We start from the raw sequence: 15,411 nt of genomic DNA on the forward strand, positions 1-15,411 counted from the left end.
CGTGAGCACAACTGACGCGGCCCCCGCCGCAGCCGAAGGAGCGCAACCTGCGGCGAAGTTGACGATGACGACGATGACCGCGATGGTCGTCGGCTCGATGGTGGGCGCCGGGGTCTTCTCGCTGCCCAGTCGTTTCGCCCAGGAGACCGGGGTGGCCGGGGCGCTGGTCGCCTGGGCGATCGCCGGCACCGGCATACTGATGCTCGCCTTCGTCTTCCAGACCTTGGCGGTCCGCAAGCCCGCTCTGGACTCCGGGGTGTACGCGTACGCCAAGGCCGGATTCGGCGAGTATCTCGGCTTCTTCGCCGCCGTCGGCTACTGGGCCAGCGCCTGTGTGGGCAATGTGACCTACTGGGTGCTGATCATGTCGACCATCGGCGCGATCTGGCCCGCGCTGGGGGAGGGCAACACCCTGTTGGCGACGGCGCTGTCGACCGTGGGGCTGTGGGCCTTCTTCCTGCTGATCCGGCGGGGCGTCAAGGAGGCCGCGGCGATCAACCGGGTCGTCACCGTAGCAAAGGTGGTGCCGATCCTGGTCTTCGTCGTCCTGGCGCTGTTCTACCTCAAGCCGCACGTCTTCGCGGAGAACTTCGCCGGGGCCGACTACGCCGGCTCACTCTTCCACCAGGTGCGGGGCACGATGCTGGTCACGGTCTTCACCTTTCTCGGCGTGGAGGGGGCCAGTGTCTACTCCCGACACGCCAAGCGGCGTGAGGACGTCGGCAGGGCGACCGTGCTGGGCTTCCTCAGTGTCTTCGCCGTCTTCGCCTCGGTGACCATCGTTTCCTACGGCCTGCTGCCGATGGCTCAGATCTCCGAGCTGCGGCAGCCGTCCATGGCCGGGGTTCTGGAGAGCGCCGTGGGCACCTGGGGCAAGGTCTTCGTCAGCGTCGGGCTGATCGTCTCCGTGCTGGGCGCCTATCTGGCCTGGACGCTGATGGCGGCCGAGGTGCTCTTCGTGGCGGCCAAGGACGACGACATGCCGCGTTTTCTGCGCCGCGCCACGAAGGCGGACGTCCCGGTGCCGGCGCTGTTGATGACGACGCTGCTGTCCCAGCTGGTGCTGATCGTCACCCTCTTCTCCGACGACGCCTTCAACTTTGCCCTTGAGCTGACCAGCGCGCTCAGCCTGATCCCGTTCTTGCTCGCGGCGGCCTACGCGGTCCGCATCGCCTGGGCCCCGGGCTCCGAGGCGGTGCGCGGCGGTATCCGGGTGCGGGAGCTGGCCATCGCAGCGCTGGCCACTCTCTACACCGCGTTCCTGATCTACTCGGCGGGTCTGAAGTACGTCCTCGTGTCCTTCATCATCTACGCCCCGGCCACCGTCTTGTTCGTGATGGCTCGGCGGGAGCAGGGGCGCCGTTTGTTCTCCGGACGCGAGCTGGTGATCCTCGCGGTCGCGGTAGCTGGCGCGGTCATGGGTGTCATCGCCCTGTCGCTGGGCTGGATCAGCATCTGACCGGCCCTGAGCACGCCACCTGTAGTCGCCCAGCCCTTCTGGACCATCAGCATGGAAAGGGAAGCACCATGACAAACCCGAGCGTTCCTGCCTCTCCGAGCCACGGTGTGCACTCGGAGGTGGGCCGGCTCCGCAAGGTGCTGGTCTGCCGTCCCGGGCTGGCCCACCGCAGGCTCACCCCGAGCAACGCCGACGACCTGCTCTTCGACGATGTGCTGTGGGTGGAGAACGCCCAGCGCGACCACGCCGATTTCGTCAACAAGCTGCGTACCCGCGGCGTCGAAGTGGTCGAGCTGCATGACCTGCTCGCCGAGACCATGGCGAACGGCGAAGCCAGGGACTGGCTGCTCGACCGCAAGATCGTGCCGAACGAGGTCGGCCTCGGTCTGGTCGATCCCACCCGCACCTTCCTGGAGTCGCTCGAACCCTCCGCGCTGGCCGAGTTTCTGATCGGCGGACTGGCTACCGCCGACCTGCCCGAAGAGCTGCGGCCCGGCTATGTCGCGCTGGCCCGGGAGTCCACCGGGGTGCGCGAATACCTCATGCCTCCGCTGCCCAACACCCTGTACACCCGGGACACCACCTGCTGGCTGTACGGCGGTCTCACCCTCAACCCGCTGTACTGGCCCGCGCGGCACGACGAGACCCTGCTGATGAAGGCGATCTACACCTTCCACCCGGACTTCGCCGGCTCCACGGTGTGGTGGGGGGACCCGGAGCAGGACTGGGGGCAGGCCACCCTCGAAGGCGGCGACATCATGCCGGTAGGAGGGGGAGTGGTTCTGATGGGCATGAGCGAACGCACCTCCCGGCAGGCCATCACCCAGGTCGCCGCCGCGCTCTTCGCCCAAGGGGCGGCCGAGCACGTGGTGGTCGCCGGCATGCCCAAACTTCGCGCCGCGATGCATCTGGACACCGTCTTCACCTTCGCGGACCGCGACATCGTCACCCTCTACCCGACCATCATGAACTCGGTGCACACCTTCTCCCTGCGCCCCAGCGACAAGGCGCCCGGGGTCGAGGTCACCGACGAGGGCTCGCGCGCCTTCACCGACGTGGTGGCCGAGGCTCTGGGCCTGCCCGGACTGCGTGTGATCGAGACCGGCGGGGATGTCTACGCTTCCGAGCGCCAGCAGTGGGACAGCGGCAACAACGCGGTCGCCCTGGAGCCGGGGGTGGTCTTCACCTATGACCGCAACACCCAGACCAACACGCTACTGCGCAAGGCCGGCGTCGAGGTGATCACCATCGTCGGCGCGGAGCTGGGTCGCGGACGGGGCGGGGGCCACTGCATGACCTGCCCCATCGTCCGCGACCCCGTCGCCTTCTGACCCCCGCGGACCCACACCGCGCCACCGACCACGACAGGCGGACCGGGACAAGGGCGAGGACGAGGAGTGTGACGACTCAGCGCACCGGCCGGTCCCGACGCGATCGCCGCGTAGGTCCGGACCGGGCCCAGCCCGGGATGCTGCACCGGATGCGTCGCCTGCTGTGGACTCCGCCGGCCGAGCGACCGGCCGCCGAGAACCGACGCCGCGAGCCGAGCACGTCGCAGATGTGCTGGATCTGGTGCCGGACACCGGGGAACTACTGCTCAGCAGCGGTCAGGGCGCCGCTGCCCGGTTGAGAGGTCGTCCACCAGGGCGTACAGCTCGGTCAGGCGCGTGTAGTCCGAGGCACGGCGCCGCAGTGGACTGGGGCGGGCGGGCATCGCGACCGCGCACCTGATGTTCTGCCGGGACCTGGGGCGGAGCCTGGGAGCTGCCGTCCTGAGAAGGACAGCCGGGGCGGCCGGCCCGTCAGCCACGACGTCGACCTCTACAAGGAGCGCAACACCGTCGAGCGCCTGATCAACAAGCTGAAGGCCTGGCGAGGCATCGCCACCCGCTATGACAAGACGCCCGACAGCTACCTTGCCGGCCTCCACCTCCGCGCCTCGATCATCCGGATCAAAGCCCTCACCCGGACCACCACTTGATCACAACCAAATACGAGCCCTAGTAGTGCTTTGTTAGGAGGCTTGTCGCATCGTGTGGTCGGTAGTTCTCCGGTCGTATGAGGGCTGGGGAGTTGGCGTTGTGGCGGGGTCGGTTGGAGGAGTTCGCGGCTGAGGTGTTCGCGCCCTTGGCCCGGTGTGACCAGCGGGTCAAGGGCTGGCTGTATCTGCGGGGGCTGTTGCTGGAGGGCCGGCGCAAGTCGATGCAGCCGATGGCCGAGCGGCTCGGGGTCGACCATCAGGGGTTGCAGCAGTTCATGACGTCCTCGACCTGGCCGGTCGAGGACGCTGAACCTCACCGGCCGCCCTACGGCGGTCTGGGGCCGCGGCTGTTGCCGCGCTACCGCACCCGCCCGGTCTCCTTGCGCGAGCACGTGCTGGCCGCCGGACGCGGGGCCGGGCGGAGCGTGACCTGGCGCAAGGGCTCGAAAGCGGCGATGAGCTCGCACTTCGTGCTCCTGCGGGTCCGCCTCGCCGGACGCCGCCCCAAACCGGCCGCCGACGGCACGATCCCGCTCACCTGGCTGATCGCCCAGTGGCCGGAGAACGAGGCAGAGCCGGTCAAGTACTGGATATCGAACCTGCCCGCCGACATCCCCGCCAAGGACCTCATCCGGCTGGCGAAGTCACGCTGGCGGATCGAACACGACTACCGCGAGCTGAAGACCCGCCTGGGCCTGGACCACTTCGAGGGCCGCTCCTACACCGGCTGGCACCGCCACGTCACCCTCGCCAGCGCCGCCCACCTGTTCCTCACCGAACAGCGGGCCCTCCCAAAAGCCCAGGCCAGGGCCTGACCTTCGGCCAGGCCCTGGACCTCCTCCAACACCTCATCGCCACCTGGACCGGCCACTGCCCCACATGCCGACAACCCACCCCATGGCAGCCCTATGACATCACCTAACAAAGCACTACTACCTCGTGGCGGTGAACCTCGGGCACCTCGCGCTGCACTGCGGCGAGCCGGAGACCGCCCTGCGCTGGGCGGCCTCGGCCCAGGTAGCGATCGGAACCGCCGCGAGCCCGGCAATCCGGGCTGCCATCACCGCCGTCGTGGCTCGCGCGAATGCCAGGATGCGCCGGGAGTCCGAGGCGACCAAGCTGATCATCCAGGCTGAGAAGCTGCTCGACACCGCTTACCACGAGGACGAACCCGCCTGGATCCGCTACTTCAATCACGCCTACCTCGCGGACGAGGTCGCCCACTGCCTTCACGATCTCGGTCGCGCCCCGGCCGCGAGGAGCCAACTCGCCGAGGCCCTCGCCGGGGTGGGTGAGGACCGGGTCCGCCGGCGCGCGATCGATGCCGCCCTGCTCGCCGCCACCTGGCTACGCACCGGGGACCTCGACCGGGCGTGCGCGGCCGGCCGGGACGCCGTCGCCTACGCTGCCAGGACGGGGTCAGGCCGGTGCATCGAGCGGGTGGCCGGTGTCTTGGTCGACTTGAAGGCGCACGCCGGCTGCGCCCCGGCCCGGGAACTCCGCGAGTTCGCCCGGGTCGTGCTACCCGAAGCCGACGGCATGGCTGTCACGCTTTCGGGTGGTTCATGAGGCGGTGGTAGAAGGCGAGTTCGGCGCGGAGGGCTTGTTCGCGGGCGGCGGGCGCCGACAGGTAGTGGTCGCCGTCGTCCAGCAGTAGGCTGTCGTGGCCATCGCCGAGGGCGGCCAGGTTCTGGGCGAACTGCATGGCCTCCTTGGCGGACGTGATCGTGTCAGCGGTTCCGTGGATCACCAGCACGGGGCAGCGGATCCGATCCGGCACCACTGCGCCGGCAGGCCCCCGCAGCACGGCTGCGTGGGGACGTTGGAACTCCGGGACGGACAGCTCCCACTGTGCGGGGTCGATGATGGCCGAGGTGGCCGTCGCGCCGGCGAACGGCCCGGAATGACTTGCCGCCTGGAGCGCCGTGTACCCGCCGGCGCTCGCGCCGCTGATGAACATCGCCCCGGGCACTGCCACGCCGGTCGAGCGCAGGTGCTCGGCCACCGCGGCGCAGTCGTCGACGTCGTACTCGCCCCAGTGGCCGTGCAGCACTTGCCGGAACGTACGGCCTCGGCCGGTGCTGCCCCGGTAGAGGACTTCGGCGACGGCGAATCCGTGGCTGACGAAGTACTGGGTCGTCCAGTCCAGCCGCAGGGGCACATCGTCCGTCGGACCGGGGTGCGCGCGCACCACGAGCGGCGCGGGGGCCACCGTCCCTGCCGGTCGGTGGAGCAGGAAGTACACACGGCTGTCCCCACTCCGGGCGGTGTCGATCGAGGGCGGGATGGGCGTCCAGGGCGGGGCGGACTCGGACCCAGTGACCATCGGGACGGCCGGGGCGTCGGCGTGTGCCGTGAGGTCGAGCGACCACGGACCCGGGGCGGACGACGGGGTGGAGCCGATTACGGCGAGTCGGTTGTCGTCGACCGCGATGTACGGCTTCACCGAGGTGAGGTTCGGGCCGAGCCGACGTCGGCCTCCTGCGGGACCGACGGTGACGAGCTCGGTGGAGAACCCGTCCAGTACGGTCAGCACGACGGTGCCGTCAGAGGCGAATCCGTACGACTGGTAGCCCGCTTCCCAGGGCGCCGGCGCGCAGTCCGCATCGGTGGGCAGGACCGCCGTCACCATGTCGTCGCGAAGCCGGTAGAGGTTCCACCAGCCCGTTCGGTCGGACATGAAGTACAGCGACCCGTCCGGCCCCCAGGACGGCTGGACCACAGACTCCGAGGAACTGCCCGCCACGACCCGGCCCGCTCCGGGGCGGCCGGACCGGATGCCGGCCAGCAGGAGGTGGCAGCTGTCCCATGGCATCTGGTCTCGGTTCCACTCCAGGTACGCCAGGGTGTCTTCTGCGAGCCGAGGGCAGGAGAGGAACTCGGAGGAGCGAACCAGGACCTGAACGTCTCCGACCGGTGACACGGCGACGATCTCGTCCGCAGCGCTGTCGCCACGAACCGTGAAGACACTGCCGTTCGGGCCCGGAGCGAGGTCCCCGAAATGCTCAGAGCCACGGACGGGCACGATCCTGTCCGGTGCGCGGCCGAGCGATTGGCGGAAGAGGGAGCCGTCGTCACCGACGCACCACACCCCGCCCTCCACCACAGCGAAGCTGCCACCACCGTAAGCATGGAGCTGACTCCCGACGGAGAAGTCGGATGGCGTCACCGCGAAGGCCTTGCCAGTGAGCTCCGAACACATCACGCGCCGGACCCCGCCGTGGTCGGGGTCGGACTGCAGCCACCACAGCGAGCCTGCCACAGACTGGAGTTCGTCGTACGCGACAACTTTCCGCGCAATCCACGCGGGTGACAGCCCTGTGTCCTGAGACCTCATGGAAGGGATCCTGCCGAATCGCGCCGGTAAGTGTGCCACCGCCGCAAAGTGACCGGTACACGACGTTCGGACGCCCGGTCCGAACTCGGCGAGAGACTGGGAGGCTTGCCGGAAACCTCAGCGCTGCCGCCCGCTTCCATTCACAGGCGGCAGCGCTGGGCCGGCTCCGCAGCCTTCGGGGCTACATGGCGGCCGCGATCGGGCTCGCGGTCAGCTCGCTGATGCTCTCGGCCGCCTTGCGGGTGTGGTAGATCAACGGGCGCAGGTCGGTGGGCATTTCGTCGTCGTGCAACAACCGCCGGGACGCCATCACCGTGGTGACTCTCAACAACGGCCACCCCGTCGTCGGCAGCTTCACTATCGCCGTCCTGTAGTACGCCTTCACCGGAGCCGTGAGGACGGCGAGATCGTGCCCGAGCCGTCATTTCTGCGACGGGAAGAGGGTCTCCTGGGTGGCCTGGTAGCGGTAGGACTCGGTGCCGGTTTGAATGAGGTTGCAGCGGAAGGCGATCCGGTCGGCGATGGCCGGGCAGAGGCGGGCGTCCTGGAGCGCTGCCTTGAGGGCGGGGACGGGCGCTAAGCGTCGTGGGCGAACCACGACGAGTGCGCCCGCCAACCGAGCCGCACCCTGGCGGTGTGCGGCGGCATCGTCTGGGTCAGCCGTGCTTGGGGTGATCGGGGTGGATGAGGAACTCGGGCCCGTACACGTGTGCGCTGTCATCCGGCAGGGGCTCGGCCATCAGCGCCTGCGCAGCCGGTTTCAGTGCGAACATCGCACCGATCGACTGGTTCAGCGCGTTGCTGTCTCCCTCCCGCCATGCCTTCTCCAGGAGGCCGAGCATCTCGGTGTACTTGTCGTTGAAGGCGGTGAGGAGTCCCTGGACCTTCTCCGTGGGGTTGGGCCAGCGCTCCGCCGTGAGCCTGCCCATGGGGTACGTCTCGGGGAAGGGGACCGGATCGCCGACCCAGTCGTACGCTGTAGGACCGCTGGAGGTGGGCACCAGCCTGCGCCCCTTCCAGATCTCGCCGAAGCCGTAGTAGTGGGCCAGCCGTCCGCCGGCGGTGGGGTCGTCGGGGAGGTGACTGGTGCCCTCTCCCTGCTCCTTGATCACGTCGATCGCCTTTGTGATCTGGTCGACCGAGGTGAACTTCTCCAGCGTGTTCCTGCCGATCCGCGTCTCCATCTGATGGCCCGACCCGATGGGCGGTTTGACGTCGTTGAACGCGTCCCGCACCGCGTCGTAGAACTTGCCGATCGTGACCCACTCCTCGTACAGGGGCGCGAGCGGATTCTCGGGCATCTCGATCTCCATGAAGACCTCCCGGACGTACGTCTGGGTCAGCCCCTGGAGGTACACGTCGATCGTCGGCCGCACGTTGCCCGGCAGCTTGCCGGGATATGTCGGGGCCGCGGCGAGGACCTGCGGCGTCCCACCGATCGCGGACAGCATGTTGCACGCCATCCCCATGTGGTACATCTCGTCGTGGACGACGCTCTTGATCACCGCCTCGGCTTCGGAGTTCCCGGTCTTGATGGACCACATGCCGCACAGGTAGGGCGGCAGGGTCGACAACTCCAGGGCGATGGCGGACTGCAAACTGTCCTTGATCCACTTCAGGTCGTGATCGGCCTTGGGGATCCCCATCAGCTCGGCGATCGGCATCGGCTTGGTGGCGAAGGTGGTCACGGTGATTCCCGTTCGTTCGGTGGAATCGGCGGGCAGGCCCGGTCAACGCAGGCGAAGTCCGAGAAGAAGCTCCGAGGCCGGTTGAGGCAACTCAGCGCGCCTCTGCACGCCGTCGAGTGCGCCTGCGATCGTTCCCAGGTCGAGATCGCGGCAAGCGGACAGACGAGTGAAGAAACCCTTCGGCGTAGAGTCCCAAGACAGCCCCGCAGAGAGTTCACCAACGGCCTCCTGCTCGACCCCGACGCGCTCCGCGAGCAGCCCGACGAGCTGGAGGAGACCGTCGCCGACTACGGCGACGACGCACCCGACCTCGCCGACATCGAGCTGCGCCTGGGCTGGTCCTGTGGCCGGCTTCCCGCCCTGCAAAACGGCAGGTCAGCGCGTGCGTCCGCGCGGCTTCAGGGGAAGGCCGGGGAGTTCGGGGGCGGGGAGGCGGTCGCCCGGGTAGCCCTGGATCTCGGCGGCACCGGCGCCTACCGGACCATCAGCGGCGACGGCACCCTGGAGTACACCACCGCCGATGACACCACCATCATCCTGAACTACAGCGTTCAGCAGGGCGCCGGGAGTTGAACCACCAGCTGAGCTTGTTGCGCGTCCTCGCAGGTCACCGGACCTGTTGAGCTGCTGACGGGCCGTCGCCCCGCCCTGCAGCCATCGCGCGCAGGGCGTCGACGGCGAGGCGGGCGGTGGTGCCGATGGCGGCGTCGGCGGCGGGGAGGGTGATGGTGGTGGCGGCGGCACGGGTGAAGATGGCGAGGGCGTAGCGGCCGCCGTCGGGGTATTCGACGACGCCGACCTCGTGGCGCAGCGTCGGGAGGGTGCCGGTCTTCCCGTGGACGCGGACGTCGTCGTAGGGGAAGCCGGAGGCGAGGCGGTGCGGCCAGACCTGGAGGCCGAGCAGGCGGCGGAGGGCGGCGCCGTGTTCGCCGGGGCAGGCGTCGCCGTGCCAGAGGGCGGCGAGCAGGGTGGTCATGTCGCGGGCGGTGCTGCGGTTGGTGAAGGTGGGGTCGAGGACTCTGAGGCGGGCGACGACGGCGGGGTCGACGGGGGAGTCGCGGCCGGTGTCCTCGGCGAGGGCGGCGATGAGGTCGCGGAGCTTGTGGACGGCGACGGTGCGGGTCAGGCCGAGGTCGGCCATGGTGCGGTTGACGGTGTCGAGGCCGATCTCGTCCCAGAGGATGTCCGCGGCGGCGTTGTCGCTGACGGCGACGGTCAGGTAGGCGAGGTCGCGCAGGGAGAGCCGGGCGGCGTCGAGCATGGCGGCCAGGCCGGTGCCGCCGGAGGTGCGGCCGGTGGCGGGGATCTCCATCTGTCGGGTGAGGTCGATCCGGCCGGCGGCGGCCTCGCGGAAGAGCGTGACCAGGAGGCAGAGCTTGTGGACGCTGGAGGTGCTGACCGGGGTGTCGGCGTCGAGGGCGATCTCGGTGCCGGTGTCGAGGTCGCGGACGTGCAGCCGGCCGCTGACGCCGGCGTCGGCGAAGGCGGCGGCGATGCGGGCGCGTGCGGTGCGGACGCCGGCGGGGCGGTTGCCGGCGGTGCGGACGTCGGCGGGGCGGTCGCCGGATGCGCGGTTGCCGTGGGCGCGGTCGCTGGTCACAGCGGGAACTCCATTGCGGGCCGGGGGAAGAGCGGGGGGTTGGGCGGCTGGGGCAGCAGGCCGCCGTGTTCGGTCAGCGCCTGGTGGGCGGCCTCGGCGAACAGCCGGACGGCGGGGCCGCCGCTCCCGGTCGGCCAGGCCGTGGAGGTGCGCCAGGCCAGCGGGGTGCCGGTCAGCGGACGCCAGACTGTACCCGGTGGCGGCGTGGTGCGTGGCACCAGGGCGACGGCGCTGCCGGTGAGCACGAGTGCGCCCGCGACGTCCGGGCCGGGCGGGTCGACGACGGCCTCGGGCGTGCAGCCGTGCCGGGTCAGGGTGGTGAGCATCTCGTCGTAGAGCGCGGGGGCGGTGGCGCGGGGGAAGAACACCAGGCGCCGGCCGGTCAGTTCGGCCACGGCCAGCTCCGGGCGGTCGGCGTCCGGGCTCCCGGCGGCGAGCAGGACGCCGAGCGGCTGGTGCAGGACCGGCCCGAACGCCAGCCCGGCGGCCGGGCACGGGTGGCGGACGACGGCGACGTCCACGGTGTGCTGGGCGAGTTCGCGGGCCATGACCGCGACCGGCAGTTCCCGCAGTTCGAGCCGGGTGCCGGGGGAGGCGCTCTCGAAGCCGGTGAGCAGCGCGGCAAGGACGGCCGGCCCCAGTTCGGGCGGCACGGCCGCGCGCAGGGTGCCCACCCGGCCGGTGCGCAGGTCGGCGGCGGTGGCGAGGAGGCGGGCGGTGCTCTCCAGCACCTCCTTCGCCTCCGCGAGCAGCAGCAGGCCCGCCGGGGTGAGCTCGACTCCGCGCGGGCCGCGGTCGAACAGGGTCACGCCGAGCTCGTGCTCCAGACGTTTGATCCGCTGGGAGAGCGAGGGCTGGGCGATCCGCAGGCGCTCGGCGGCGCGGCCGAAGTGCCGGTCCTCGGCGACGGCGCGGAAGTGGCGTAGGTGCCCCAACAGGTCCATGGCCAGCAATCATAGGCATTCTCTTATCGATCTCTTCACCATAGTGGTCTTGGACTGATGGCCCGACGGCCTGTTTAGCTGAGGGTGATCAACCGAACCACCTGGGAGACCACCGATGACGCCTGCCCTTCGCCGCCCCCGTACCGCGCTGCCCGCCGTGGCCCTGCTCGCGGCCGCCCTGCTGAGCGGGTGCGGCTCTGCGGGACCCAGTAGCCATGCGGCTGCCGGCGCGCCCGCTCCGGTATCCAGCGCGATGCCTGCGGCGGATACGACGAGCGCTTCCTTCAAGGGACTTGAGCAGCAGTTCGGCGCCCGCCTCGGTGTGTTCGCGGTGGACACCGGCAGCGGCCGGGAGATCTCCTACCGGGCCGACGAGCGGTTCGCGTACGCGTCCACGATCAAGTCGCTCGCCGCCGGCGCCCTCCTGCGCAAGGCCTCCGACGCGGAGCTGGACAAGGTGGTCTCGTACCGCCAGGAGGACGTCCTGTCATGGGCGCCGATCACCTCGAAGCACGTCGCCACCGGGATGAAGGTGCGTGATCTGGCCGCCGCCGCGATCCAGTACAGCGACAACACCGCCGCCAACCTCGTCATGGCCGAGCTCGGCGGCCCGGCGGCCGTCCAGCAGTCGCTGCGCGACCTCGGGGACCCGACCACCAGCGTCGACCGCACCGAGCCCACCCTCAACGAGGCGACCCCGGGCGACACCCGCGACACCAGCACCCCCAGCGCCTTCGCCGCCGACCTGCGCCGCTACGTCCTGGGCGACGTCCTCGCGGAGGACCGGCGCGGACTGCTGACCGACTGGCTCGTCGGCAACACCACGGGTGCCCCGTACATCCGCGCGGGCGTGCCCGCCGACTGGAAGGTCGGCGACAAGACCGGCAACGGCGGCTACGGCACCCGCAACGACGTCGCCGTCGCGTGGCCCTCCGGCGGCCGGAGCCCGGTCGTGATCGTCGTCCTGTCCGACCGCGGCAAGGCCGACGCCACCTCCGACGACGCGCTGATCGCCCAGGCGACGAAGACCGTCGTCGGCGCCCTCGGCTGAACACCCCCGACCACCAAGAGCCCTGACCAGCAAGAGCCCGACGACCAGGAGCCCCGACCGCCGTGATCCACCCCACCCGCCGGACCGCCACGGACGCCGACTTCACCAGACGGCGCTTCGCCCAGCTCGCCGTCCTGGGCATCGCCGCCGGAGCCGCGCCGATCGCCGCCTCGGCCCCGGCCTCCGCCTCCGCCCCGGCCTCCGCCTCCGCCCCGGCCTCGGCTCCGGCTCCGGCCTCCGCCTCCGTGAGTACGCCGTCGGCCTCCGCCGCCGCGGGTCCGCCGTCCGCCTCCCGCCCGCACTACGACCGCGCCCGCCGCCTCGCCGGCGACGACCCCGTGCTGCGCGCCCTGGTGACGGCGCTGACCCCCGGCTCCGACCTTCCCGACCTGCCCGCGCCGGCGCCCGTCAAGCTGTTCGACAACCTCGTGCTCCTGAGCGCGGGCTGGGTCTCCGCGATGGCGGTGCTGACGGACGACGGCATCGTGCTGATCGACGCACTCACCTCCCCGGCCGACGCCGACGGCATCATCGTCCCCGGGCTGCGCGCGGTCGGAGCCGATCCGGCGGCGATCAAGCACGTCGTCCTCACCCACGGCCACTCGGACCACTTCGGCGGCGCGCAGACCCTCGCCGACCGCTACGGCGCTCGCGTGCACATGTCCCCGGCCGACTGGGACCTCCTCGCCCGCACCCGCCCGGCCGACGCCCCCGCCCGGGACCTCGACATCGCGGACGGCGAGCAGCTGACGCTCGGCGGCACGACGATCGAGCTGCACCACACCCCGGGCCACACCTCCGGCACCGTCTCCCCGGTCATCCCCGTCCGGGCCGGCCGTCGGCACCACAGCGCGATGCTGTGGGGCGGCCTCAACCCGCCCTCGACGGTGGAGGAGCTGCGCACCTTCCTCGCCTCCGTCCAGGCCTTCCGGGCCGTGATGCGCCGGTCGAACGTGGAGGTCGAGCTCTCCAACCACCCGAACGATTACGGCCTCGAACGCGTCGAACAAATGCGCCGGCAGCCGCCCGGTGCCGCGAACCCCTTCCTCCTCGGCGGCCCCCGGACGCAGCGGTACATGGCGGTGATGGACGCGATGCTGCGTGGCCGGATCGCCGACGTCGAGGTGCCGACGGCCCGGGCCGTCGCGGCGCCGCGCACCTGCTGCTGACCGTCCGGATCATGCCCGCCCGGGGGCGGAGGGGCTGGGGGAGTGCGGCGACTTCGTGTCCTGTTCCCCGAGGTGGGTGTCCAAGGCGGTGTTCAGGTCGGCCATGAGCGCTTCGAACTGCTCCAGGAGCCGGGGCGGGTAGTTCGACATCGCGGCGTCGAGGCGGTGGGCGACCGGGTCGAAGAACTCCTCCGCCCGTTCCCGGATGTGCCCTCCGCCGCGCAGGGTGATGATGCGCCGGTCGGTGTGTTCACGGGCGCGGGTGATGTGTCCCGCGGCTTCGAGGCGGTTGAGGAGTGCGGTGGTCGCGCCCGTGGACAGGGAGATCCGCTCGCTGAGCCGTGCCGGTGAGAGGGGGGTTCCGCGCTCCTCGGCGGCGGTGATCTGGAGCAGCGCGACGGCGTCGGTGGAGTGCAGGCCGAGCCAGGCGGCGAAGCGTCGGCCGAGCTCCGTGTAGTGGGTGCCGTAGATCCTCAGCGCCTCGGTCAGCCGCTCGCGCTGTTCCGCGACCTTGTCGCGCTGTTCCGCGAGCTCGTCGCGCTTGGCCTCTTCCACGGGACCCTCCACCCTTGTCGTCCGCCGCGCGGTCACACCGGCATTCCAGGTTGACAACCTACCTCCACCATTTTACCTTCACTGTGAAATTACTTCACCATGGAGGTATCTGCTCGTGTCCGCCCCTGCCCCCACCCTCGGCACCGCCACCGAGCCCTACCGATGGCGGTGGCTGATCCTGGCGGTCATGATCACGGCCGAGATCATGGACCTCCTGGACGCTTCGATCGTCAACGTCGCCGGCCCTGGCCTGGAGGAATCCCTCGGCTCCGGCCCCGTCGGGCTGCAATGGGTCATCGGCGGCTACGCCCTCACCCTGGGCGCCGGCCTGGTCCTCGGCGGCCGCCTCGGCGACCGGTACGGCCGGCGCCGGATGTTCCTGGTCGGCCTGGCCGCCTTCACCGTGAGCTCGCTGCTGTGCGCGCTCGCGCCGAACATCGAGTCGTTGATCGTCTTCCGTCTGTTGCAGGGCACCGCCGGGGCGCTGCTGCTGCCCCAGGGCCTGGGCCTGCTGCGGGAGAACTTCTCCGGCCCCGAGCTCACCAAGGTCTTCGCGGTCTTCGGGCCCGTCCTCGGTCTGGGCGGCATCATCGGCCCGGTCCTGGGCGGCTTCCTCATCGAGGGCGACTTCTTCGGCCTCGGCTGGCGATCGGTGTTCCTGATCAACCTGCCCATCGGACTCGCGGCCCTGATCGTCGCCGCGAAGTTCGTCCCCGACAAGGCGGGCAGTCGCACGGTACGGGTCGACATCACCGGCGCGGCCCTGATCGTGGCCGCGTGCGCCCTGCTCGTGCTGCCGCTGAACCAGGGCCAGGAGGACGGCTGGCCGCTGTGGACCTGGCTGAGCATGGCCGCCTCCGTGATCGGCTTCGCCCTGTTCGCCCTTCAGCAGCGCCGAACGGCCGCCGCGGGCCGCGAACCGCTGGTGACCCCCGCCCTGCTCCGCAAGCCCGCCTTCACCGTCGGGCTCGGCGGCATCGCCCTGTTCTTCGGCGGGATGATCGGCACCCAGCTCGTCCTGACCCTCTACCTCCAGATCGGCAGGCACTTCACCGCGGGTGAGGCGGGACTGGGCAACCTGCCCCTCGCGGTGGGCACCGCGATCGGCGGCGCCGTCAGCGGCGCCTTCCTCGTGAACAGGATCGGCCGCGGCGTGCTCCAGATCGGACCGCTGGTCCAGCTCGCCGGTGCCGCCGCGCTGTGGTTCGAACTCGACGGCCTCGACGCCGCCACCTTCTCCATCTGGGACATCGTTCCCGGCACCGTCGTGGCGGGCATCGGCGCCGGCATGGTGATCGCCGCCCTGTTCAGCTTCATCCTCGCCGCCGTCGACGACCACGAGATCGGCTCCGCGTCCGGAGTCCTGACCGCGGTCCAGGCCGTCGGCGGCTCCATCGGCGTCGCCGTCTTCGGCTCGGTCTTCTTCGACCAGGTCAAGGCCGGCGACTTCACCACCGGCTTCCACCACGCGCTGATCGCCCAGGCGTGCCTGCTGGTGGCGTTCCTCGCCATCACCTTCCTCCTGCCCAAGGAGGCCCGCCCCGACGAGGAGCAGCACGGCGCCACCCCCGAGACCGCCACCGGGGCCGCCACCGACCCCGGCGCCAGGCACCTCGCCGTCTGACGC

Annotated in this window: 15 protein-coding genes and 1 pseudogene; 9 read left to right on the top strand and 7 right to left on the bottom strand. The window is 70.6% G+C overall.

Annotated elements, in window-relative coordinates; translation table 11 throughout:
- Position 1 precedes the first annotated feature (1 nt).
- The 5 genes and pseudogenes from ACFVTF_RS33835 (at position 2) to ACFVTF_RS33855 (ending at position 5,009) form a co-directional block, all read left to right on the top strand.
- Positions 2–1,459, top strand: a complete 1,458-nt coding sequence (locus ACFVTF_RS33835) for a basic amino acid/polyamine antiporter (protein ID WP_387817873.1) — start codon at positions 2–4, stop codon at positions 1,457–1,459.
- A gap of 68 nt (positions 1,460–1,527) precedes the next feature.
- Positions 1,528–2,790 (top strand): arginine deiminase, encoded by a 1,263-nt coding sequence (locus ACFVTF_RS33840; RefSeq protein WP_387817874.1) that lies wholly within the window; start codon positions 1,528–1,530, stop codon positions 2,788–2,790.
- A 437-nt stretch (positions 2,791–3,227) separates the two neighbouring features.
- Positions 3,228–3,440, top strand: a pseudogene (locus ACFVTF_RS33845) (IS5/IS1182 family transposase); the annotation flags it as partial.
- 77 nt (positions 3,441–3,517) lie between these two features.
- Positions 3,518–4,255 carry a transposase gene (locus ACFVTF_RS33850; RefSeq protein ID WP_387817875.1) on the top strand — a complete coding sequence of 246 codons (738 nt, stop codon included), beginning with the start codon at positions 3,518–3,520 and terminating at the stop codon, positions 4,253–4,255.
- Between the two features lie 124 nt (positions 4,256–4,379).
- A complete protein-coding gene (locus ACFVTF_RS33855; RefSeq protein WP_387817876.1) occupies positions 4,380–5,009 on the top strand; it encodes a hypothetical protein in 630 nt (209 codons plus the stop codon).
- On the opposite strand, the gene ACFVTF_RS33860 is transcribed toward ACFVTF_RS33855, so the two are convergent.
- From ACFVTF_RS33860 to ACFVTF_RS33875, 4 genes are all read right to left on the bottom strand, one after another.
- Positions 4,987–6,816, bottom strand: a complete 1,830-nt coding sequence (locus tag ACFVTF_RS33860) for a prolyl oligopeptidase family serine peptidase (RefSeq protein WP_387817877.1) — start codon at positions 6,814–6,816, stop codon at positions 4,987–4,989. The two genes, ACFVTF_RS33855 and ACFVTF_RS33860, sit on opposite strands and share 23 nt — an antisense overlap.
- A 142-nt stretch (positions 6,817–6,958) precedes the next feature.
- Positions 6,959–7,105, bottom strand: a complete 147-nt coding sequence (locus ACFVTF_RS33865) for a hypothetical protein (RefSeq protein WP_387817878.1) — start codon at positions 7,103–7,105, stop codon at positions 6,959–6,961.
- Positions 7,106–7,198: 93 nt separating this feature from the next.
- Positions 7,199–7,375 (bottom strand): hypothetical protein, encoded by a 177-nt coding sequence (locus ACFVTF_RS33870; protein WP_387817879.1) that lies wholly within the window; start codon positions 7,373–7,375, stop codon positions 7,199–7,201.
- 58 nt (positions 7,376–7,433) lie between these two features.
- The gene (locus ACFVTF_RS33875) at positions 7,434–8,465 is read right to left on the bottom strand and encodes a ferritin-like protein (RefSeq protein WP_387817880.1); all 1,032 of its coding nucleotides are present in this window, start codon (positions 8,463–8,465) and stop codon (positions 7,434–7,436) included.
- A gap of 81 nt (positions 8,466–8,546) precedes the next feature.
- Here ACFVTF_RS33875 and ACFVTF_RS33880 point away from each other — a divergent pair, with 81 nt between their 5' ends.
- A complete protein-coding gene (locus tag ACFVTF_RS33880) occupies positions 8,547–9,038 on the top strand; it encodes a hypothetical protein (RefSeq protein ID WP_387817881.1) in 492 nt (163 codons plus the stop codon).
- 34 nt (positions 9,039–9,072) lie between these two features.
- Here the strand turns inward: ACFVTF_RS33880 and ACFVTF_RS33885 are convergent, their stop codons facing one another.
- Positions 9,073–9,960 carry a serine hydrolase gene (locus ACFVTF_RS33885; protein ID WP_387817916.1) on the bottom strand — a complete coding sequence of 296 codons (888 nt, stop codon included), beginning with the start codon at positions 9,958–9,960 and terminating at the stop codon, positions 9,073–9,075.
- A 101-nt stretch (positions 9,961–10,061) separates the two neighbouring features.
- Positions 10,062–11,009 (bottom strand): LysR family transcriptional regulator, encoded by a 948-nt coding sequence (locus tag ACFVTF_RS33890; protein WP_387817882.1) that lies wholly within the window; start codon positions 11,007–11,009, stop codon positions 10,062–10,064.
- A 115-nt stretch (positions 11,010–11,124) separates the two neighbouring features.
- Here ACFVTF_RS33890 and bla point away from each other — a divergent pair, with 115 nt between their 5' ends.
- Together bla and ACFVTF_RS33900 are read left to right on the top strand one after the other, a co-directional pair.
- Complete coding sequence (bla, locus tag ACFVTF_RS33895; RefSeq protein WP_387817883.1) at positions 11,125–12,060, top strand: class A beta-lactamase; 936 nt, start codon at positions 11,125–11,127, stop codon at positions 12,058–12,060.
- Between the two features lie 62 nt (positions 12,061–12,122).
- Entirely contained in the window at positions 12,123–13,229 is a 1,107-nt protein-coding gene (locus ACFVTF_RS33900; RefSeq protein WP_387817884.1) for an MBL fold metallo-hydrolase, read from the top strand.
- Positions 13,230–13,238: 9 nt separating this feature from the next.
- Here the strand turns inward: ACFVTF_RS33900 and ACFVTF_RS33905 are convergent, their stop codons facing one another.
- Positions 13,239–13,784, bottom strand: coding sequence for a MarR family winged helix-turn-helix transcriptional regulator (locus tag ACFVTF_RS33905; protein WP_387817885.1), 546 nt, complete (start codon positions 13,782–13,784; stop codon positions 13,239–13,241).
- 115 nt (positions 13,785–13,899) lie between these two features.
- Between ACFVTF_RS33905 and ACFVTF_RS33910 the strand changes: the two genes are divergently transcribed.
- Positions 13,900–15,408, top strand: coding sequence for an MFS transporter (locus ACFVTF_RS33910; RefSeq protein WP_387817886.1), 1,509 nt, complete (start codon positions 13,900–13,902; stop codon positions 15,406–15,408).
- Positions 15,409–15,411: the final 3 nt, after the last annotated feature.

Source organism: Kitasatospora sp. NPDC057940, from assembly GCF_042887425.1.
GTDB lineage: Bacteria > Actinomycetota > Actinomycetes > Streptomycetales > Streptomycetaceae > Kitasatospora.